Source organism: Neptuniibacter sp. QD48_11, from assembly GCF_047778095.1.
In the GTDB taxonomy this organism is placed as follows: Bacteria; Pseudomonadota; Gammaproteobacteria; order Pseudomonadales; family Balneatricaceae; genus Neptuniibacter.
The window spans coordinates 2,830,637-2,852,326 of record NZ_CP180551.1 but is presented as its reverse complement, the minus strand read 5'-3'; the positions used below and the strand labels follow the sequence as shown (position 1 = coordinate 2,852,326).

Annotated in this window: 18 protein-coding genes, 2 tRNA genes and 3 rRNA genes; 20 read left to right on the top strand and 3 right to left on the bottom strand. The window is 45.3% G+C overall.

The window, feature by feature from the left end; all coding sequences use genetic code 11:
- Positions 1–3: 3 nt before the first annotated feature.
- From hscB to rrf, 18 genes are all read left to right on the top strand, one after another.
- Positions 4–531 (top strand): Fe-S protein assembly co-chaperone HscB, encoded by a 528-nt coding sequence (gene hscB, locus ACMXYU_RS13300; RefSeq protein WP_415899057.1) that lies wholly within the window; start codon positions 4–6, stop codon positions 529–531.
- A 9-nt stretch (positions 532–540) separates the two neighbouring features.
- The gene (gene hscA, locus ACMXYU_RS13295; protein ID WP_415899056.1) at positions 541–2,418 is read left to right on the top strand and encodes a Fe-S protein assembly chaperone HscA; all 1,878 of its coding nucleotides are present in this window, start codon (positions 541–543) and stop codon (positions 2,416–2,418) included.
- Positions 2,418–2,756, top strand: a complete 339-nt coding sequence (gene fdx / locus ACMXYU_RS13290) for an ISC system 2Fe-2S type ferredoxin (RefSeq protein ID WP_415882218.1) — start codon at positions 2,418–2,420, stop codon at positions 2,754–2,756. The genes hscA and fdx overlap by 1 nt, the downstream gene beginning before the upstream one ends.
- A gap of 10 nt (positions 2,757–2,766) precedes the next feature.
- On the top strand, positions 2,767–2,967 hold the full coding sequence (gene iscX, locus ACMXYU_RS13285; RefSeq protein ID WP_415882217.1) for a Fe-S cluster assembly protein IscX: 201 nt from the start codon (positions 2,767–2,769) through the stop codon (positions 2,965–2,967).
- 238 nt (positions 2,968–3,205) lie between these two features.
- Positions 3,206–3,613, top strand: a complete 408-nt coding sequence (gene ndk, locus ACMXYU_RS13280) for a nucleoside-diphosphate kinase (protein ID WP_067869919.1) — start codon at positions 3,206–3,208, stop codon at positions 3,611–3,613.
- Between the two features lie 78 nt (positions 3,614–3,691).
- Entirely contained in the window at positions 3,692–4,825 is a 1,134-nt protein-coding gene (rlmN, locus tag ACMXYU_RS13275) for a 23S rRNA (adenine(2503)-C(2))-methyltransferase RlmN (protein ID WP_415899055.1), read from the top strand.
- Positions 4,826–4,837: 12 nt separating this feature from the next.
- The gene (gene pilW / locus ACMXYU_RS13270; protein ID WP_415899054.1) at positions 4,838–5,605 is read left to right on the top strand and encodes a type IV pilus biogenesis/stability protein PilW; all 768 of its coding nucleotides are present in this window, start codon (positions 4,838–4,840) and stop codon (positions 5,603–5,605) included.
- Positions 5,602–6,597 carry a RodZ domain-containing protein gene (locus ACMXYU_RS13265; protein WP_415899053.1) on the top strand — a complete coding sequence of 332 codons (996 nt, stop codon included), beginning with the start codon at positions 5,602–5,604 and terminating at the stop codon, positions 6,595–6,597. The genes pilW and ACMXYU_RS13265 overlap by 4 nt, the downstream gene beginning before the upstream one ends.
- Positions 6,598–6,645: 48 nt before the next feature.
- Entirely contained in the window at positions 6,646–7,881 is a 1,236-nt protein-coding gene (gene hisS, locus ACMXYU_RS13260) for a histidine--tRNA ligase (protein WP_415901126.1), read from the top strand.
- Positions 7,882–7,933: 52 nt separating this feature from the next.
- A complete protein-coding gene (locus ACMXYU_RS13255; RefSeq protein ID WP_415899052.1) occupies positions 7,934–8,593 on the top strand; it encodes a YfgM family protein in 660 nt (219 codons plus the stop codon).
- Positions 8,594–9,745 carry an outer membrane protein assembly factor BamB gene (gene bamB, locus ACMXYU_RS13250; RefSeq protein WP_415899051.1) on the top strand — a complete coding sequence of 384 codons (1,152 nt, stop codon included), beginning with the start codon at positions 8,594–8,596 and terminating at the stop codon, positions 9,743–9,745.
- A gap of 87 nt (positions 9,746–9,832) precedes the next feature.
- Entirely contained in the window at positions 9,833–11,278 is a 1,446-nt protein-coding gene (der, locus tag ACMXYU_RS13245) for a ribosome biogenesis GTPase Der (protein WP_415899050.1), read from the top strand.
- On the top strand, positions 11,275–12,120 hold the full coding sequence (gene murI / locus ACMXYU_RS13240; RefSeq protein ID WP_415899049.1) for a glutamate racemase: 846 nt from the start codon (positions 11,275–11,277) through the stop codon (positions 12,118–12,120). Before der ends, murI begins: the two co-directional genes overlap by 4 nt.
- A gap of 603 nt (positions 12,121–12,723) precedes the next feature.
- Positions 12,724–14,263, top strand: a 16S ribosomal RNA gene (locus ACMXYU_RS13235).
- Positions 14,264–14,331: 68 nt separating this feature from the next.
- Positions 14,332–14,408 (top strand) — tRNA-Ile (locus tag ACMXYU_RS13230).
- 23 nt (positions 14,409–14,431) lie between these two features.
- Positions 14,432–14,507, top strand: a tRNA-Ala gene (locus ACMXYU_RS13225).
- A 216-nt stretch (positions 14,508–14,723) separates the two neighbouring features.
- Positions 14,724–17,606 (top strand): 23S ribosomal RNA (locus tag ACMXYU_RS13220).
- A gap of 142 nt (positions 17,607–17,748) precedes the next feature.
- Positions 17,749–17,864, top strand: a 5S ribosomal RNA gene (gene rrf / locus ACMXYU_RS13215).
- The 16S, 23S and 5S rRNA genes sit together here with 2 tRNA genes alongside, the layout of an rRNA operon.
- 165 nt (positions 17,865–18,029) lie before the next feature.
- On the opposite strand, the gene ACMXYU_RS13210 is transcribed toward rrf, so the two are convergent.
- Complete coding sequence (locus ACMXYU_RS13210; protein ID WP_415899048.1) at positions 18,030–18,872, bottom strand: HDOD domain-containing protein; 843 nt, start codon at positions 18,870–18,872, stop codon at positions 18,030–18,032.
- Between the two features lie 153 nt (positions 18,873–19,025).
- Here ACMXYU_RS13210 and ACMXYU_RS13205 point away from each other — a divergent pair, with 153 nt between their 5' ends.
- Complete coding sequence (locus ACMXYU_RS13205; protein ID WP_415899047.1) at positions 19,026–19,523, top strand: hypothetical protein; 498 nt, start codon at positions 19,026–19,028, stop codon at positions 19,521–19,523.
- On the top strand, positions 19,520–20,203 hold the full coding sequence (locus ACMXYU_RS13200; protein ID WP_415899046.1) for a tRNA-uridine aminocarboxypropyltransferase: 684 nt from the start codon (positions 19,520–19,522) through the stop codon (positions 20,201–20,203). The genes ACMXYU_RS13205 and ACMXYU_RS13200 overlap by 4 nt, the downstream gene beginning before the upstream one ends.
- 14 nt (positions 20,204–20,217) lie before the next feature.
- On the opposite strand, the gene dtd is transcribed toward ACMXYU_RS13200, so the two are convergent.
- Together dtd and pip are read right to left on the bottom strand one after the other, a co-directional pair.
- Positions 20,218–20,655, bottom strand: coding sequence for a D-aminoacyl-tRNA deacylase (gene dtd, locus ACMXYU_RS13195; protein WP_415899045.1), 438 nt, complete (start codon positions 20,653–20,655; stop codon positions 20,218–20,220).
- A 27-nt stretch (positions 20,656–20,682) separates the two neighbouring features.
- Positions 20,683–21,633, bottom strand: a complete 951-nt coding sequence (gene pip / locus ACMXYU_RS13190) for a prolyl aminopeptidase (protein ID WP_415899044.1) — start codon at positions 21,631–21,633, stop codon at positions 20,683–20,685.
- Positions 21,634–21,690 lie beyond the last annotated feature (57 nt).

Genomic DNA, 21,690 nt, shown 5'->3' with positions numbered 1-21,690 from the left:
ACGATGGATATCAATAAGAATTATTTTGATTTTATCGGCCTGCCGATATCATTTCATATAGATCAGGCAGTCTTGTCTGATCTATCCCGTGAACTGCAAAAAACACTTCACCCGGATCGTTATGCTCATAAATCTGAGCGCGAACAACGCTTAGCTGTTCAGTATATGGCGCATCTCAATGAAGCGGTTGCTACATTGCGCTCTCCATTGCTACGTGCTCAATATCTATTGTCGTTGCAGGGTATTGATACAATTAGTGAAGCCTCGACTGCTATTGATCCCATGTTTTTGATGCAGCAGATGGAACTTCGCGAGCAGCTGGAAGAGATTCCTGACCAAGACGATCCCTTCGATGAGCTTGAGTCTCTACAGGATGATGTGACTGAGTCGTTAGAACAGTTACGGGAACAGTTTGCACAGTGTTATCAGTCAGAGCAGTTAGATACTGCTGCTGTCATTGTGCGCAAAATGCAATTTTTAGAAAAACTGATAGTCGAGATCGAGCGTCTTGAAGATCGGTTGGATGGCTGACGCAAATATATGGCGCTATTACAGATAGCAGAACCGGGGCAGAGTGAAGCTCCACATCAGCATAAGTTGGCAGTAGGTATTGATTTAGGTACGACCAACTCCCTAGTGGCATCAGTTAAGAGTGGTGAGGCGGTTACCTTGCCAGATCTTGATGGCGAGCACTTATTGCCTTCCGTTGTGCGTTATCTGCCTTGTGGTAACTCTCAAGTAGGCCGTGAGGCTCGGTCGCATGCATCCGAAGATCCATACAACACCATCATTTCTGCAAAGCGTCTTATGGGGCGTGGTGTGGCTGATGTTAAAGCGTTAGGTGATGAGGCTCCTTATCACTTTGAGGCTGAAGATGGTGGCATGCCATATATTCGCACGGCTGCAGGTAACAAGAGTCCTGTTCAGGTTTCGGCAGATATTTTAAGTAGTTTGGTCGAGCGTGCGGAAGAAGCGCTGGGTGGTGAGTTGGTTGGTGCGGTTATTACAGTTCCGGCTTATTTTGATGATGCTCAGCGCCAAGCGACAAAAGATGCAGCTAAAATTGCCAACATCAAAGTACTTCGTTTACTTAATGAGCCGACTGCAGCTGCGGTTGCTTATGGTTTGGATGAAGGTAAAGAGGGTGTTATTGCTGTCTATGACCTAGGCGGCGGTACTTTTGATATCTCGATTTTGCGCCTCAATAAAGGTGTTTTTGAAGTATTGTCTACTGGAGGCGATAGCGCTCTAGGTGGTGATGACCTTGATTTGGCATTGGCGCAATGGTTTGCCGAGCAGCTTCAGCTTGAGCAGATAGACAGTCATGCGTCTCGTTATCTGACAGAGAAAGCTAAAGAAACTAAAGAGCTTCTAACAGATAAGCCACAAGTTAGCGTTGTTTTAGAGCTAGGCTCTGAATGCCATGAGTTGGTTGTTACGCGCGAAGATTTTGATTCTCTAATAGCGCCCTTAGTAAAACGTACAACTCGTGCTTGTCGTCGTGCTTTGAAGGATGCAGGCGTAGCAGCAGATGAAGTGCTTGAAGTTGTTATGGTGGGTGGTTCGACTCGTGTACCGCTAGTGCGTGAGCAGGTTCAGAAATTCTTTGGTCGTGAGCCTCATATCAATATCGATCCGGATCGTGTTGTGGCTATCGGTGCTTCAATTCAAGCTGATGTGCTAGCTGGTAATAAGCCAGATAGTGATATGTTGCTGCTGGATGTGATTCCGCTATCGTTGGGTCTTGAAACGATGGGTGGGCTAACTGAAAAAGTTATTCACAGGAATACTTCAATCCCAGTCGCGCGTGCGCAAGAATTCACTACTTACCAAGATGGCCAAACGGCTATGGCAATTCATGTTGTCCAAGGTGAACGTGAATTAGTTCAAGATTGTCGCTCTCTTGCGCGTTTTGTCTTGAGAGGAATCCCTCCGATGGCGGCAGGTGCTGCTAAGATTCGCGTGACATTCCAGGTTGATGCTGATGGTTTGCTCGGTGTTGAGGCGAAGGAGCTAACCTCGGGTGTGGAAAGTAGTATTCAGGTAAAACCTTCTTATGGTCTTGGTGACAGTGAAATTGCCGAGATGCTTAAATCATCTTATCTTAATGCGGCGGAAGACAAAGATGCGCGTGCGTTGAGGGAGCAGCAGGTGGAAGCGGATCGATTGATCGTATCTTTGAAAGATGCGCTAGCTGCGGATGGTGACAAGTTACTGAGTGAAGATGAGCGATCTCAGTTACAAAATGAAATAGAAACTCTGGTAGATATTCGCCAGGGTAGCGATGTGAGTGCGATTGAGCAGGGAATCTCTGCTTTATCAAAAGCATCTGATGAATATGCCGCACGCCGTATGGATTATAATATTCAACAGGCGCTGCAGGGGCATAGTGTTGATGAACTTGGGGAGAGTGAGTAATGCCGCAGATTATTTTTCTGCCACACGATGAGTTATGTCCAGAGGGTAAAGTGATCGAAGCTGAACCAGGCGTAACGGTTTGCGATGCGGCGCTTGCGAATGGCATCCATATTGAGCATGCGTGTGAGAAATCATGCGCGTGTACTACCTGTCACGTTGTTGTGCGTGAAGGCTTTGATTCTATGGAAGAATCCGATGAGCTTGAAGATGATATGCTTGATAAGGCTTGGGGTTTAGAGCCTGAGTCACGTTTAAGCTGTCAGGCCGTAGTTGCTGAAGAAGATTTGGTTGTTGAAATTCCAAAATACACAATTAACCAAGTGTCAGAGCGACACTGAGGAGCTGGTTGTGAGTCTTAGATGGACAGATGTTCTAGATATCGCTATTGAGTTATCTGAAAAGTATCCAGATCAGGACCCAATGGTAATTAGCTTCCCGGATCTGTACCAGAAAGTTATGGATCTAGAAGAATTTGATGATGATCCAGATCGTTGTGGTGAGAAAATTCTGGAAGGGATTCAGATGGCTTGGATAGAGGAAATGGATTAATTCCATTAGTCCTTTAAAACAAACCCGGCTTGCCGGGTTTGTTTGGTTATGGAGGCTAATATTAGCTACTGTCTTCTGTCATAAGAGTGGCGTATAATTGCGCGCTGATTTCGAGGGGCTATCTAAAAGCCTATTTTCAGCTATCTAAGTTTATGCATGATTTTTGCTTGATTGTGCTTAGGTCTCGCTGTGCTGGTTTTTAGATATTTCTTTTATTTTAATTTTGGGAGTTAAAACAATGGCTCTAGAACGTACGTTCTCTATCATCAAGCCTGATGCAGTTGCTAAAAATGTAATCGGTAAAATCGTTTCTCGTTTCGAGTCTAACGGTCTTAAAATCGTTGAAATGCAACTAAAACAGCTTTCTAAAGAAGAAGCTGAAGGTTTCTACGCTGAGCACAAAGAGCGTCCATTCTTCGGTGATCTAGTTGAATTCATGACTTCTGGTCCTGTAGTTGTTCAGGTTCTAGAAGGTGAAAATGCAATCGCTCTTAACCGCGAACTTATGGGTGCAACTAACCCACAAGAAGCAGCTGAAGGCACTATCCGTCGTGATTTTGCACAGTCTATCGACGCTAACGCTGTTCACGGTTCTGACTCTCCAGCTTCTGCTGAGCGCGAAATCGCATACTTCTTCGGTAAGTAATTACCGTTTGGGCTGTCTGTAATCTAGACTTTTTACAGGCAGCCTGCCTTTGTTACAAAATATGAGTACCTGTCATCCATGACTGAATCCACTAAAAAAGTAAATTTACTCGGTTTATCTCCAACAAAGATGGAAGCTTTCTTTGAGGAAATTGGGGAAAAGAAATTCCGAGCAACACAAGTGCTGAAATGGATTCATCAGCTTGGTGCTTCTGACTTTGAAGAGATGACAAACATCAGTAAAGCCCTACGTCAAAAATTGGCGGAGGTTGCTGAGATTCGTGAGCCTGAAGTGCTTATGGAAAAAACCTCTAAGGATGGGACGCGTAAGTGGGTTATTCGCACGGAAGGTGGCTCAAGTGTCGAAGCTGTATTGATCCCTGATGGTGAAAGAAAGACGCTCTGTGTTTCTTCTCAGGTGGGGTGTTCTCTTGATTGCAGCTTCTGTTCTACAGGTAAGCAAGGCTTTAACAGTAATCTAACAGCGGCTGAAATTATCGGGCAGCTTAGGATTGCGATTCGCTCTTATGGCGATTACAACACGACCTCACAGCGAGTGGTGTCCAATGTTGTTATGATGGGTATGGGCGAGCCCTTAATGAATTTTGAAAATGTTGTCGATGCGATGACATTGATGATGGAAGATAATGCTTATTGTCTTTCTAAGCGTCGAGTAACGTTATCAACAGCAGGTGTTGTTCCGGCTATTGATAAGTTAAAAGATGTAACGGATGTGTCTTTGGCTGTTTCCCTGCATGCTCCAAATGATGATCTACGAGATATTTTGGTACCTATTAACCGCCGTTATCCAATCAAAGAATTGGTGGCTGCATGTAATCGTTACCTTGAAAACTTAAATGATAAGCGTGTGATCACCGTCGAATATACTCTGATTGACGGTGTCAATGATAAGCCTGAGCACGCTAAACAGTTATTAAAAGTTCTGCGCAAGATGCCGTCTAAGCTCAACCTGATTCCATTTAATCCTTTCCCGAATTCAGGCTATGAGCGTCCTTCAGAGGAAAGAATTCTGGCATTTAAAGAAGTAATCGTTCATGGTGGAATTGTAACTACAGTTCGACGTACACGTGGTGATGAGATCGATGCAGCCTGCGGTCAGTTAGTGGGGCAAGTGGCAGATAAAACCCGACGCAGCCAAAAATATATTCCTGTTGTCCAAGAAGAACAGCAGGTGTTGCAAAATACGCAATAAGAGGGATAGCGCGTGAGAGGAATCAAACTGGTACTCGCTTTGTTCATGGTGCTAGTCGTTGCAGGGTGTGCAACTAAAGGCTCCTCAAGAAATAGCGAGAAAAATCAGGCACATGAGGCTTATACTCGCTTAGGATTTCAATACCTTCGATCCGGTGACACTTCAAACGCGAAAACATCATTTCAAAGAGCTATTGAGATACAGTCAGGTTATGCTGAAGCACATAATGGCATAGCATTGGCGTTCCAAATTGAAGGTGATGATGATTTGGCGGAAAAGTATTTTCGTAGGGCTGCTGCTCTTGAGCCTTCATCCGCGATGATGCACAATAATTTTGGCGCCTTTCTGTTTGCAAAGGGGCGTTACGAAGAAGCGTGCAGAGCCTTAGCTCGAGCGACAGAAGATCCTTTCTATAATCGCCGCTCTCAAGCATTTGAAAATTTAGGTCGTTGTTATCGCAACCTGAATCGAGAAGATGCGGCTAAGCATGCCTTTCAACGTGCACTTCAGGTTACAGCTAATAGGCCAGTGTCTATGGTTGAATTATCTGAAATATTACTTGCTGAAGGTAACTATCTAGAAGCAGACAAACAGTTTCAAAAATTCTTAGCGCTTGTTGAAAGCCGTAGGGTTGAGCATTACGCTAAAAGCCTTTGGATTGGTATACGTTTGGCTAGGGAAGAGCGTAACGCCTCCAGAGCTGCAACATACGCTTTGATATTGAAAAATTTATTTCCTGAATCAAAAGAGTATCAGGAATATAAGGAGTCCACTCGTTGAGCACAGAACAGCAAGAATGTTTGCCCGAAGTATTGGCAGAAGAGTGGGGTGCGCGTTTAACTACAGCACGTGAAAATCTATCCTTAAGTATTGAACAAGTAGCTACCGATCTTAATTTACCTGCACAGTATATTATTCAACTGGAAGCTTGTAGCTTAGAAGGCTTACCCAGCCTTGTCTTTGCTAAAGGCTATATCCGTGCTTATGCGAAGCTACTCCACCTTGATGATGATCAACTCGTTGCAGAATTTGAAACGATTCATGGCGAGGGTGGTAAAGGTCAAATTCGCCCAGTAAGTCGTGTTCGTCAGCAAGTTGAGATGAATCACCCCGTGATGAAAATCTCAACATGGCTTATCGTTATCGCTCTTATCGGTTTAATTCTATGGTGGTGGCAGACTCAGCATGGTGGATCTATACAAGATATAGCACCTACAGAAGAAAGTTCAGTGCAAACAGAGTCTTTACCAACTCCAACCGAAGATGCAGTCGTAGCAATAGAAGGTGGGACTGCCCAGTTAGTGTTGCCAAAGTTAGATGATCAGCCTGCATCTGATTCGGTAGAGGAGCAGGCGCCTACAGCAGATCAGTCTGAAGCTGAACCCGAATATCTCACTGCTGAGGAGATTAAGAAGTTACAAACAGCGATTGAGCAGAAAGAAGCTCAAACTACAGAAGAAACTGAAGCGGCGACTGAGCCTGACTCAGAACCTGTTCCTACACCTTCTACGGCGGATCTAAGTGAAGTTAATTTTAGCGCCTCTTTTGTCGCAGAGTGTTGGGTGTCTATCAAGGATGCGAATGGTAAGACTTTGTTTAATAACCTTAGAGGTAAAGGGCAAAGCCTTAATGTGACAGGTAAACCGCCATTGAATATTTTGATCGGGGCTGCAGATGCTGTGTCTAGTGTGAGCTATAACGGTAAAGCACTTAATCTAGATCCTCACACACGTAAGAATATTGTCCGCTTGACCCTTCCGGTAGCAGAATAATTTTGAATTAAGGTTTTCGTTTTGGCCAAGATTAAAGCCATTCGCGGGATGAACGACATCCTGCCTGAACAAACGCCAATATGGCAGTACCTAGAAAAGACAGTTAAAGATGTTCTATCAGCATACGGTTATAGTGAAATTCGTATGCCTGTGGTTGAGCAAACAAATCTTTTTAAACGCTCTATCGGTGAAGTTACTGATATCGTTGAGAAAGAGATGTACACCTTTGATGATCGCAATGGCGAAAGCTTAACTTTGCGTCCAGAAGGTACTGCAAGTTGTGTCCGCGCAGCAGAGGAGCATGGCTTGTTGTTTAATCAGATGCAGCGCTTTTGGTATCAAGGACCAATGTTCCGTTATGAGCGCCCGCAGAAAGGCCGTTATCGTCAATTTCATCAAATTGGCGTAGAGACCTTTGGTATGGCGTCATCTGATATTGATGCCGAAGTGATCATGCTAAGTGCTCGATTATGGAAACACTTAGGTCTTCTCGATTCGGTAACGCTGCAATTAAATTCGCTAGGTAGTAACGAAGCAAGAGCGGATTATAAAGCTGCACTTGTTGAATATCTAGAAGAAAGAAAGGATCAGTTGGACGAAGACAGTTTGCGTCGCCTTGATTCTAACCCACTTCGTATTCTCGACAGTAAAGATCAGAATACTCAAGCATTACTTGATGCTGCACCTGTGCTTACAGATTATCTTGATGAAGAATCGAAAACCCACTTTGCTGAATTAACCTCAATGTTAGATGAGGCGGGTATCGCCTATGAGATTAATCCTCGTTTAGTGCGTGGTCTAGATTACTACTGCAAAACGGTTTTTGAGTGGGTGACTGAGAAATTAGGTGCTCAAGGAACAGTATGTGCAGGTGGTCGTTATGATGGCTTAGTTAAGCAGCTTGGTGGACGTCCAACACCTGCAGTAGGTTTCGCGATGGGGGTTGAACGCCTGATCCTATTGCTGGAAACCTTAGAGCTGATACCTGAAAGTGTAAAGCAGCCTTTTGATCTTTATGTGGCAGCTGAGGAGAAAGGCATTCAATCAAGAATCGTATTATTCGCGGATAAGCTACGTGATCAGTTTCCGGGTTTAAGGGTCCGTATTCACTGTGGTGGTTTAAAAAATATCAGCCAAAAAGCACAGCAAACGGGTGCGCCTATTGTTCTGTTGCTTAAAGCAAACGATAATCAGCAACTTTCTGGCACAATTTGGTATGACAAAGAGCCTTCATTTGATCTTAATGAAGAACAAATTGTCGATAAGATCAGCGGTTTACGATAAGTCTGATTAGTAAAATACGAACGTAAAAGTCTATTAGATACAGGAGTTAATGGTGGCAGAGTTACGCACCGAAGAAGAGCAGGTCCAGGCACTAAAAAACTGGTGGAATGAAAACGGCAAATCCCTAATTTTGGGCGTTGCTGTGGCATTGGCTGCTGTATTGGGATGGAAAGGCTGGCAGGATCAACAAGCAGCTAAAGCTGAAAATGCATCTATTCTGTATCAAAACCTCCTAGAAGCCGTTGTAGGTGCGGTTGGGCCTCAACAAGATGAAGCTCAACTAGCTACCGCGACTCACTTGAGCCAGCAGCTAAAAGATGATTATGAAGGCACGGCATATGCTAATTATGCAGCGTTAATAATGGCCCGTGTAGCTGCAGATAATAAAGAGCTACCAAAAGCACTAGAAGAGTTGGAATGGTTGCTTAAAAACCAGCCAACGGAATCTATGTTTATTTTGGCCAACTTACGTAAAGCACGCATTCTTGCTGCCCAAGGTGAAGTTGATAAAGCGCTGACGCTTATTGGTAGTGTGCCCGTGGGTGGTTACAAAGTTGCAATTGAAGAGCTGAAAGGTGATCTGTATTTGCAACAAGGTGATGCAGATAAAGCTCGTGCAGCATACAAAATTGCAGTTGCAGCGGCGGGTCAAGAAGGTTCTCGACCTATTCTGGAAATGAAACTTAATGACTTGGCATCTGAGGATAGCTAAATGAAGAGCCTTGTTCGTGTAACGGCTGTTGGTTTATTAGCAGCTGTTGTAAGCGGTTGCGGATTCTGGGGTGATGGCGGGGAAGAGGTTCAACCGACGCCATTAGAGTCTTTTGAAGCAGAGAAAAAAGTATCGGTACTTTGGTCCACTTCTGCTGGCTCTGGTATGAAGGGTAAGTTCCATCAGTTTAAACCTGCTATTGATCATGACGCTATTTTTGCAGCAGATGCAGATGGTTCTGTAATCGCCTTTGATTTAGAAACCGGTAAAAAACGCTGGACGGTTGAACTAGAGCAGTCGATTGTTGGTGGCGTAGGTGCAGGCTTCGGTAAAGTTGCTGTTACTACAGAAGAGGGCGAGGTGATCGTCCTTGCTGCGGATAACGGTAATGAGCTTTGGCGTGGAAAAGTTAGTTCGGAAGCAACATCTGCGACGCAATTTAATGCAGAGCTAGCAGTTATTCAGCTGATCAACGGTAAAATTGTAGCGTTTGAAGCAAGTACCGGTGAGAAACGTTGGGTTTACGATAGCCAAGTACCAAGGCTTACGCTACGTGGTACAAGTACGCCAATCGTAGCTAGCGATGTTACTTTTGCTGGTTTAGCAAGTGGTAAGCTTGTTGCGTTAGATAACCAAAAGGGTATCCCTATTTGGGAAAACCGTGTCGCGCTACCACAAGGTCGCTCTGAATTAGAGCGTATGGTTGATATTGATGGTCGTCCATTGCTAGTTGATGGCATGTTATACGTTACAAGTTATCAAGGGCGTTTAGTCGCTATTAACCCATTTAGAGCTCAGGTTGTTTGGGCTCAAGATGTGTCAAGCTACCGCTCAATGGCTGAGGGCTTTGGCAATATCTACGTAAGTGAAGCGGATGATTCTGTGCAGGCATTCGATAGAGGAAGTAGTGCTAGTGTATGGCGTCAAACCAAGCTTCAATATCGAAGCATCACTGCACCTGTTTCTTTAGGTTCCGAAATTGCAGTGGCAGATCGTCAAGGATACATACACTTCCTATCACAGATTGATGGCCGCTTTATTGCGCGTCATAAGCTAGACTCGTCAGGTGTCTATGGTGATATGATCGTGAAAGATGATGTTCTGTACGTGCTAACAAATGGTGGTCGATTAGCTGCCCTAAGTTTGCAGTAATTAGATTATAAATTTTCAGGCGGCTATTTGCTGAGCAGATAGCCGCCGTTTTTGTTTTTACCTGCACTTAAAGCAGGGGTGAGTAAAATGCTACCGGTAATTGCGCTAGTTGGTCGACCAAATGTCGGCAAATCTACTTTGTTTAATCGTCTTACTCGTTCTCGAGATGCCTTGGTTGCTGATTTGCCAGGTTTGACCCGTGATAGAAAATACGGTGAAGGTCGCTTGGCGAATGAAGAACAGGATTACATTGTTGTTGATACCGGGGGAATTACCGGTGATGAACAAGGTATTGATTATGAAATGGCAAAACAATCGCTTCAGGCAGTTGAAGAAGCTGATGTAGTACTATTTATCGTAGATGGTCGAGCTGGTATTAACCCTGCTGATGAGATGATTGCGAATTACCTTCGTCGCAGTAATAAGCCATTCTACCTTGTTGTTAATAAGACTGATGGTTTAAACCCAGATGTGGTTGTCGCTGATTTCTATGAGTTAGGCTTTGGTCAGCCATTCCCGATTGCAGCTTCCCATGGCCGTGGTGTAACCCAGTTGATCGAGATGGTTCTTGAAGGACTTCCTGAAGTAGAGGAAGAAACACAAGAAACCATGGATGAAGTTGATAAGAGTATTAAAATTGCCGTAGTTGGTCGCCCAAATGTAGGTAAATCTACTTTGGTTAATCGAATGCTGGGTGAAGATCGTGTAGTTGTATTTGATAAAGCAGGTACAACTCGAGACAGTGTTTATATCCCATATATTAGAGATGAGAAGAACTACACCTTAATTGATACGGCTGGTGTTCGTCGTCGTAAAAATATTACAGAAGCGGCAGAAAAATTCTCTATCGTTAAGACATTGCAAGCAGTAAATGATGCACATGTCGTCGTATTTGTGATCGATGCTCGAGAAGGTGTGACTGAGCAAGATATGCATATGCTTAGCTTTGTCATCGATAGCGGTCGCTCAATGGTTATTGCGCTTAACAAGTGGGATGGCATGACCGGTGAAGAGAAGGCAAAGGTAAAAGAGCAAATTGAAAGGAAATTAGAATTCGCCGATTTTGCGGAAATGCATTTTATCTCAGCATTACACGGCAGTAATGTCGGTAATATGTACGACTCTGTCGATGAAGCATATGAATATGCAATGGCGAAGTGGTCAACGAGTAAATTGACTCGATTACTGGAGGATGTAGTCGCTGATCATCAGCCTCCAATGGTCAAAGGTCGCCGTATTAAATTGCGTTATGCTCACCAAGGTGGTTCTAACCCGCCTGTGATTGTAATTCACGGTAACCAAACAAAATCGCTACCTGGTTCTTACAAACGATACTTAGAAAATAAATTCATCCAGGTTTTGGGTATTAAGGGCACGCCTATTCGTTTTGAATTCAAATCGAGCGAAAACCCATTTGAAGGAAAGCAGAATCCGCTAAGTAGCCGCCAGCTTGCTAAAAAAGAGCGTTTCCGCGATCACGTGAAACAGTTGAAAAAAGCTAACAAAAAGAAAAAAAATAAGAATAAACGATGATCGAGCGCTGTAGCCTTCCAATAGGCGTATTTGATTCGGGTGTAGGAGGGTTAACTGTATTAAATGCGCTTAGGCAGCGTTTACCTGCAGAAAACCTTCTTTATCTAGGTGACACAGCACGGGTTCCATATGGTACTAAAAGTGCTGCATCAGTAACCCGATATGCTGAGCAAGCAGCAACTGCATTAGTAGAGCGAAAAATAAAGCTTCTAGTTATTGCTTGTAATACTGCTTCAGCGGTTGCTGTTGAGCCGTTGCAAGCCATTTTCCCGCAGCTTGCTGTAATGGGTGTAATAGGGCCAGGAGCTGAAGCGGGTTGTAAAGTAACACATAATAATAATATTGGTGTTATTGCAACTGAGAGTACGGTTAATAACCAAGCCTATCAGAACGCAATTCTTAAACTAAATCCTGAAGCATCGGTGTCTGCAGAGGCTTGTTCATTATTTGTAGCTTTGGCAGAGGAAGGTTGGCATGAAGGTGAGTTAGTTGAGCGAATTGTTGATAAGTGCCTTCATCCACTTAAACATAGAGGTTTAGGTAAGATTGATACTCTTGTTTTAGGCTGTACCCATTTTCCAGCTTTAAAATCGAGTATTGCTGCGGTGATGGGGGAAGAGGTTACTTTAGTTGATTCTGCAGAAACTACGGCAGATGCTGTTGAGAAAACATTAGCACAATCAAAATTGCTAAATCTCTCATCGGAAAAAGGCGAAGTTGAGTTTCTTGTTACAGATGATCCTTTAAGGTTTGCTCGAGTTGCGACGAACTTTTTTTCTGAAAGTATCGATGTCGGTGAAATACAGCAAGTAGATATCCAGCATTTCAGTACACCAGACTAGTATTCACTATATTAAGAGGCGTTGAGCTAAAACTCAGCGCCTTTTTTGTATCTGTTGACTACTATTTATACTCCGTTGATTGATGCTTGATCGATTTGCGGTGATTTGTAAGTTTTTTCAACTTTTTGCACTTTTTTTAAGATTGGGTGTTGACCCTTTTTCAGATGTCTGTAGAATTCGCCGTCCTTGCTTAGGGAGGCCGCTTTTAAAGGGGCTGCAGAGCTGAGTGAGGTGCTTAGTAAGTGATTGAAAACATTGGTTTTTAAGATTTCTTACGGAGCAGGATTCAAAGTCCGGTTGCTGAGTAAAAGCTTTTTACAAAATTGCAAAATAAACGGTTGACTTTGAATGAGCGCACAGTAGAATATGCGCCTCGCTTGAGACGAAACGCTGAGTCAGCGGAGAGTCAAAAAAGCAACGCTCTTTAACAATTTGATCAGATAATTCGTGTGGGCGCTTGTTGAGAAGAAGCAAACTTTTTCTAGACAAGCAACCAAGTGAATTCATTTAAAGCGATTTACAAAGGTTTAACGTTCTTAAGAATGTTATCCGGTTGTTTAGTACTAGAGCCCGTTACCACATTCCTGGTAACACAAATGATTTAAACTGAAGAGTTTGATCATGGCTCAGATTGAACGCTGGCGGCAGGCCTAACACATGCAAGTCGAACGGTAACATGACTAGCTTGCTAGTTGATGACGAGTGGCGGACGGGTGAGTAACGCGTAGGAATCTACCCAGTAGCGGGGGATAAGCCAGAGAAATTTGGTCTAATACCGCATACGCCCTACGGGGGAAAGCAGGGGATCTTCGGACCTTGCACTATTGGATGAGCCTGCGTGAGATTAGCTAGTTGGTGAGGTAATGGCTCACCAAGGCGACGATCTCTAGCTGGTCTGAGAGGATGATCAGCCACACTGGAACTGAGACACGGTCCAGACTCCTACGGGAGGCAGCAGTGGGGAATATTGCACAATGGGCGCAAGCCTGATGCAGCCATGCCGCGTGTGTGAAGAAGGCCCTAGGGTTGTAAAGCACTTTCAGCAGTGAGGAAAGGTTAGTAGTTAATACCTGCTAGCTGTGACGTTAACTGCAGAAGAAGCACCGGCTAACTCCGTGCCAGCAGCCGCGGTAATACGGAGGGTGCGAGCGTTAATCGGAATTACTGGGCGTAAAGCGCGCGTAGGTGGATTGGTCAGTCAGATGTGAAAGCCCAGGGCTCAACCTTGGAACTGCACCTGATACTGCCAATCTAGAGTACGGTAGAGGGTAGTGGAATTTCCTGTGTAGCGGTGAAATGCGTAGATATAGGAAGGAACACCAGTGGCGAAGGCGACTACCTGGACCGATACTGACACTGAGGTGCGAAAGCGTGGGGAGCAAACAGGATTAGATACCCTGGTAGTCCACGCCGTAAACGATGTCTACTAGCCGTTGGGAGACTTGATCTTTTAGTGGCGCAGCTAACGCGATAAGTAGACCGCCTGGGGAGTACGGCCGCAAGGTTAAAACTCAAATGAATTGACGGGGGCCCGCACAAGCGGTGGAGCATGTGGTTTAATTCGACGCAACGCGAAGAACCTTACCAACTCTTGACATCCAGAGAAGTTACTAGAGATAGTTTCGTGCCTTCGGGAACTCTGAGACAGGTGCTGCATGGCTGTCGTCAGCTCGTGTTGTGAAATGTTGGGTTAAGTCCCGTAACGAGCGCAACCCTTGTCCTTATTTGCCAGCACTTCGGGTGGGAACTCTAAGGAGACTGCCGGTGACAAACCGGAGGAAGGTGGGGACGACGTCAAGTCATCATGGCCCTTACGAGTTGGGCTACACACGTGCTACAATGGCCGGTACAGAGGGCCGCGAACCTGCGAGGGTAAGCTAATCTCAGAAAACCGGTCGTAGTCCGGATTGGAGTCTGCAACTCGACTCCATGAAGTCGGAATCGCTAGTAATCGCGAATCAGAATGTCGCGGTGAATACGTTCCCGGGCCTTGTACACACCGCCCGTCACACCATGGGAGTGGATTGCACCAGAAGTAGCTAGCTTAACCTTCGGGAGGGCGGTTACCACGGTGTGGTTCATGACTGGGGTGAAGTCGTAACAAGGTAGCCCTAGGGGAACCTGGGGCTGGATCACCTCCTTAAACGAAAGCCGATTCTCGGCAAGCGTTCACACGAATTATCTGATCAGAGAAGTTAAGAGCAACGGTGTAGGCTTGTAGCTCAGCTGGTTAGAGCGCACCCCTGATAAGGGTGAGGTCGGTGGTTCAAGTCCACTCAGGCCTACCAATAATAGCCTTACTGTTTTCTTTGGGGCTATAGCTCAGCTGGGAGAGCGCCTGCTTTGCACGCAGGAGGTCTGCGGTTCGATCCCGCATAGCTCCACCATCATCCTAAGGATGAGAAGGAAGAGTTTTAAAACATATTGTCGGTTAAGACATTATCTTTTAAAGCTTTTTTGCTTTAAACGCTCTTTAACAATTTGGATTTGATTCATTTGATTTAGATTTAAGACATGTAGTTTTACTGCATGCGCCAATTCGGCGAAATCTATCGTTACTAGCAATACAAGTTACTGTGATTCCAGACGCCTTCGGGTTATATGGTCAAGTGACTAAGCGTGCACGGTGGATGCCTTGGCAGTCAGAGGCGATGAAGGACGTTGTAACCTGCGATAAGGTTCGGGGAGGTGGTAAACAACCTTTGATCCGGACATTTCCGAATGGGGAAACCCACCTATTTATAGGTATCTTTTAACTGAATACATAGGTTATTAGAGGCGAACCTGGGGAACTGAAACATCTAAGTACCCAGAGGAAAAGAAATCAACCGAGATTCCCTAAGTAGCGGCGAGCGAACGGGGACCAGCCCTTAAGCTTTATTAGATTTAACAGAACACTCTGGAAAGTGTGGCCATAGTGGGTGATAGCCCCGTATGTGAAAGGTCTTTTAAAGTGAAATCGAGTAGGACGGCACACGTGAAACGCTGTCTGAATATGGGGGGACCATCCTCCAAGGCTAAATACTCCTGACTGACCGATAGTGAACCAGTACCGTGAGGGAAAGGCGAAAAGAACCCCTGTGAGGGGAGTGAAATAGACCCTGAAACCGTGTACGTACAAGCAGTGGGAGCCGTTTTCGGACGGTGACTGCGTACCTTTTGTATAATGGGTCAGCGACTTACTTTTAGTGGCAAGGTTAAGCATTTGCGGAGCCGTAGGGAAACCGAGTCTTAATAGGGCGTCCAGTCGCTAGGAGTAGACCCGAAACCGAGTGATCTATCCATGGGCAGGTTGAAGATGCAGTAACATGCATTGGAGGACCGAACCGACTGTCGTTGAAAAGCCAGCGGATGACTTGTGGATAGGAGTGAAAGGCTAATCAAACTCGGAGATAGCTGGTTCTCCTCGAAAACTATTTAGGTAGTGCCTCGTGTCTAACCATGGGGGTAGAGCACTGTTTCGGCTAGGGGGTCATCCCGACTTACCAACCCGATGCAAACTCCGAATACCCATGAGTTCAATCACGGGAGACACACGGCGGGTGCTAACGTCCGTCGTGGAAAGGGAAACAACCCAGACCGTCAGCTAAGGTCCCAAAGTTTATGCTAAGTGGGAAACGATGTGGGAAGGCTTAGACAGCTAGGAGGTTGGCTTAGAAGCAGCCACCCTTTAAAGAAAGCGTAATAGCTCACTAGTCGAGTCGGCCCGCGCGGAAGATATAACGGGGCTAAGCATAACACCGAAGCTACGGATGCACTTTGTGCATGGTAGAGGAGCGTTCTGTAAGCTGTTGAAGCGGAAGCTGTAAGGCACCGTGGAGGTATCAGAAGTGCGAATGCTGACATGAGTAACGATAAGGGAGGTGAAAACCCTCCCCGCCGGAAGACCAAGGGTTCCTATCCAACGCTATTCGAGGTAGGGTGAGTCGGCCCCTAAGGAGAGGCTGAAGAGCGTATCCGATGGGAAACAGGTTAATATTCCTGTACTGCTCATAACTGCGATGGGGGGACGGAGAAGGCTAGGCTAGCGCGGCGTTGGTTGTCCGCGTTTAAGGTAGTAGGTTGAGGACTTAGGCAAATCCGGGTCCTTAAGACCGAGAACCGATGACGAGGTCCTTTATGGACTGAAGTAGTTGATGCCATGCTTCCAGGAAAATCCTCTAAGCTTCAGGTTATGACTAACCGTACCCTAAACCGACACAGGTGGTCAGGTAGAGAATACTAAGGCGTATGAGAAAACTCGGGTGAAGGAACTAGGCAAAATGGCACCGTAACTTCGGGAGAAGGTGCGCCGCTGACGGTGATGAGACTTGCTCTCTAAGCTGTTGGCGGTCGAAGATACCAGGTGGCTGCGACTGTTTATTAAAAACATAGCACTCTGCAAACTCGAAAGAGGACGTATAGGGTGTGACGCCTGCCCGGTGCCGGAAGGTTAATTGATGGGGTTAGCGTATGCGAAGCTCTTGATCGAAGCCCCGGTAAACGGCGGCCGTAACTATAACGGTCCTAAGGTAGCGAAATTCCTTGTCGGGTAAGTTCCGACCTGCACGAATGGCGTAACGATGGCCACACTGTCTCCACCCGAGACTCAGTGAAATTGAAATAGCTGTTAAGATGCAGTTTACCCGCGGCTAGACGGAAAGACCCCGTGAACCTTTACTACAGCTTCACAGTGGACTTTGACATTACTTGTGTAGAATAGCTGGGAGGCTTTGAAACTTGGACGCCAGTTCAGGTGGAGCCACCTTTGAAATACCAGCCTGGTAATGTTGAGGTTCTAACCCAGTTCCCTAAGCGGGATCGGGGACATTGTGTGGTGGGTAGTTTGACTGGGGCGGTCTCCTCCCAAAGAGTAACGGAGGAGCACGAAGGTACCCTCAGCATGGTCGGAAATCATGCAATGAGCGCAAGAGTAGAAGGGTGCTTGACTGCGAGACAGACACGTCGAGCAGGTACGAAAGTAGGTTCTAGTGATCCGGTGGTTCTGTATGGAAGGGCCATCGCTCAACGGATAAAAGGTACTCCGGGGATAACAGGCTGATACCGCCCAAGAGTTCACATCGACGGCGGTGTTTGGCACCTCGATGTCGGCTCATCACATCCTGGGGCTGAAGCCGGTCCCAAGGGTATGGCTGTTCGCCATTTAAAGTGGTACGCGAGCTGGGTTTAGAACGTCGTGAGACAGTTCGGTCCCTATCTGCCGTGGGCGTTTGAGATTTGAGAAGAGTTGCTCCTAGTACGAGAGGACCGGAGTGAACGAACCTCTGGTGTACCGGTTGTGATGCCAATTGCATTGCCGGGTAGCTACGTTCGGACGGGATAACCGCTGAAAGCATCTAAGCGGGAAGCCTCCTTCAAGATGAGATCTCACTGGGAACTTGATTCCCCTAAAGGGCCGTTGAAGACTACGACGTTGATAGGTTGGGTGTGGAAGCGCTGTGAGGCGTTGAGCTAACCAATACTAATTGCCCGTGAGGCTTGACCATATAACGCCCAAGGCGTTTGGTAAGTGACTTGTAAGATATGTAAGACGATAGAGAGTAACGAATTAGCGCGTAGTTAAGCTACAGTCGATAAACTATCTAGATCAAATAAAAGAAGAATCAGATCTAAGTTGTAACAGTTTTGCTTGGCGACCATAGAGTTGTGGAACCACCTGAATCCATCCCGAACTCAGACGTGAAACGCAACATCGCCGATGGTAGTGTGGGGCTTCCCCATGTGAGAGTAGGTCATCGCCAAGCATTTAATTAAGAGAAAACCCCGGTCACGCTGTGATCGGGGTTTTTTCGTTTTGGGATAAAACTACTTAACCAAGTATTTACACCAGGTTTTATCCGCATACCCTCTTTAGCAACTAGCAACTAGCAACTAGCAACTAGCAACTAGCAACTAGCAACTGAAGATATTCATTGCTGCAGGCTAAGTGTATTAACTATGTCTTCTTTCAGATCGGCGTAGTCAAAGTCGCTAATTCCGAGGAAGTTCAAGACCGGCATAATCTTGATTGCTTCTTCTTTAGGATCTGGAATTCGCCAGAAGTGCCTGTAAGCATCACTAATGTCTCTTGCTAAAAGAAGCATGCATAGTTTTAAGCGCATTGCCTCTTTTTCGTCAGCTGGCTCTTGGAAGGTCTTTTCGTAGTAGGGCTGTCGAGCAATAGCTTCTGCTGTGGATTCGCCTATATTCCACTTTCTAGCGAGTTCTGCGCTTAGTTGATAATGACTAACGCCATATAGAGCGAGCTCTTGCTCATTAATTTCTGTTAGGCTTGCTCCATTGAGCTCCCTAAGTTTGTCCTTGAATTCGGGCTTGGCTTGCATTAATAGTGGAATGCCACTGTCATGTAGCATGCCTAGTGTGTAGGTTTCGTCAGGATCTAGATTGGTGAATTGATTTGCTAAAGCGGCGGTGATTCGAGCTACTTCTGTGGCTGTATCCCAGAACCTCTCCATTGGGCCTACTGCTGAGAGGCTGTTCTTTAATGCTGCCAGTTGCACGATATTAAAAACCCGTTTAATACCCAAAAGTGCAACCGCTCGTTCAACGGATGTTATTTCTGTCCGTATTCCAAAATATGATGAGTTAACAGTAGCGATAACTGAGCTATATAAGGCTACGTCCTGTTTGATTAAATTACAGATGCCTTTGATGTCAGGATCTGATTGTCTCAGAGCCTCAGTGATACTTATAAGTACTTCTGGGCGCGCTGGGATCACATAACTTGTTGATTGTTCTGAAACAGGAGGCATACAGTCCTTCTCAAATAGTTGTTAAAATACAACTTACTTTATTCAATGATAGCTGACAATTTTTAATTGTATTCAAAAGCTTAGCTTAGACTAATTATCTGGCTAACCTATTTTGTGGTTACGTTAAATTTTTTCAGCTAAATGAGGCATTCGATGTTAAATATTGCTGCTTTTACTTTTAATTATGATCAACTGGAAGATCGAATTCTTCTTGTCGGTAATCTTAGTAATGGACAGCAGAGAATCGATTTTTGGCTGACACGAAAATTAGTGCTGCGTTTGCTCGATGCTGTGCAGGGGTTGTTCGAAAAGACGGTAACTGAAATAGCCGATGCGCCCGTTCAGCAAAAGATGCATATGGCTCAGTTTCATCATGAGGACGCTCAACAAGCTCTCCAGGTTCAGCGAGAAAGCACTCAAGTTATGGCTGAAAGTGCATTGCTACTAAGTCGATTAGATATTAGTCATCACGACGGGCAGTATAAGCTTTTATTTTTTTCCGGTGGTGACGAACCTGTCGCGGCTAGTGTTCTAAGTTATCAAGAGCTTCATCAAATATTTCATCTCTTACACCGTGGAGCCGTCGGTTTAGACTGGGGTGTCGCCGCGGAGCTGTTCCAATCTTCTAATCAACCTCAAACATTACAATGATTGAATCCAAACCATTCATTGCACGCGGGTCTAAAACCGAGCGTTGTAAGTCGTGCTTATTGTCTATTCGCGCTTGTATTTGTGATTACAAACTTCAGTACGATGCTTTAGCGAGTTTTTACTTACTTATGCATCATGATGAAACATTCAAGCCTACCAATACGGGGCGACTCATTGAGGACTGTATTGCCGACACGCAACGATTTAAATGGTCTAGGACTGAGCCTAGTCAGGAGTTGCTTGAGGCAATAAATCATGAGGACATAGACCCTTACATTGTTTTTCCGGAGGGTGATGACTATATGGGTAGGATGGTTGATTTCGAGCTCAAGCCTGGGAAAAAGCCAGTTTTCATCATCCTCGATGGTACTTGGCGTCAAGCTAGGCGTATGTTTCGGCATAGCCGCTATTTAGATCACCTACCGGTCATCCAGCCCCATGTAACTTCTACCTCTCAATATAAGCTGCGCAAGGCGCCTGTTGCTGGTCAATTGTGTACAGCTGAGGTGGCTGCAGAAATGTTAAAGCTAGCCGGTGATCAAAAAGGGGCAGAAATAATGTCAGATTATTTTTCTGTCTTTAATAACCATTATCGGGCGGCGAGATTAAATAGACCGATTGATGATGAGGTAGAAGAGAAGAAGCGATTAAAGGCCTATCAGCTCTCATCGGAGGTTTGATAGGCCCTGTAACTTTAGCTTTCCAGCCAAAAGGTAACTGGCCCATCATTGGTTAATGAGACGGCCATATCCGCAGCAAAAATACCTGTTTCAACCTCTGTGTGCTGTTGTTTGGCTTGCTGTACAAAGTAGTTATATAGTTTTTCACCGTGCTCTGGTGATGCGCCTGAAGAGAAGCTTGGTCGTAAACCTTTTTTAGTGTCTGCCACAATCGTGAATTGAGAGACTATGAGCAATCCGCCATTGATCTGTTGTAGATTGAGGTTCATTTTCCCTTCGTTATCAGCAAAAACACGATAACCGAGTATTTTTTTTAGCAGTTTGTTGGCGTCTGCTTCAGTGTCAGTTTTCTCTATACCCAGTAGTAATAAAATGCCTTGGTTAATTTTGCCTACGGTTTCTGCGTTAACTTCGACGCTAGCTGATTTTACTCTTTGGATCAGTGCTTTCATATTCAGGTTTGCTTGTGTCTGTATGTATTATGCCAATGATATGGCGAAGTTATCTGTTGCACGAATTAGATTGTCAGTAATACCAGGCTCAAACGCTGAATGACCGGCGTCTCGTACGATGTGAAACTCTGATTCTGGTAAAGCATCATAGAGAGCTTGAGCTTGTTCGATGGGGCATACCATATCGTAACGGCCATGTACGATCACTGTTTTAATTTTTTCTATTTTGGAACAATTATTAATGATTTGGTTGGGCTCTATAAAGGCTTTATTTATAAAGAAATGCGCTTCTATTCTCGCCATTGCAAGCGCTACGTGGGGATCTGCAAAATGATCAACTATATCGTTGTTTGGATCTAGCGTAGAGCAACGACCTTCCCATATTGACCATGCCTTTGCTGCAGACATGCGTGCGATCTCATTAGATGAGGTTAAGCGCTTGTAGTAGGCTTTGAGCATGTCGTCACGCTCAGTTCTTGGAATGATCTGTTCGTACTCTTTCCAATAGTCTGGGAAAATTGCACTCGCTCCACGTTGATAAAACCACTGGATATCCTGTTCTCGACAGAGAAAAATGCCTCTGAGAATCATGCCGGATACTCGACCGGGATGAGCTTGAGCGTAGAGAATGCTTAGAGTAGAGCCCCAAGAACCACCGAATAGTAACCATTTATCCACATTCAGATATTTTCTGATTGCTTCCATGTCTGCTATTAGATCAGAGGTCGTATTATCTGTGAGATCTGAATGAGGTGTAGATTTGCCGCAACCGCGTTGATCAAACAAAATGATTCGATATTTCTCTGGATCAAAAAAGCTTCGATGTGCTGGCGCAGTTCCGCCGCCGGGGCCTCCGTGAACAAATAGTGCTGGCATACCTTGAGGGTTGCCACTTTCCTCTACATAAAGGCTGTGGGTATCAGATACCTTTAGCTGAAATTCGTTATAGGGGTGTATTTCAGGGTAGGGAATGCGCATATGGCCTCCGGCACAGATTGACGTCCTAATTTGTAAGTATAGTGAGCTAGTTGTGTC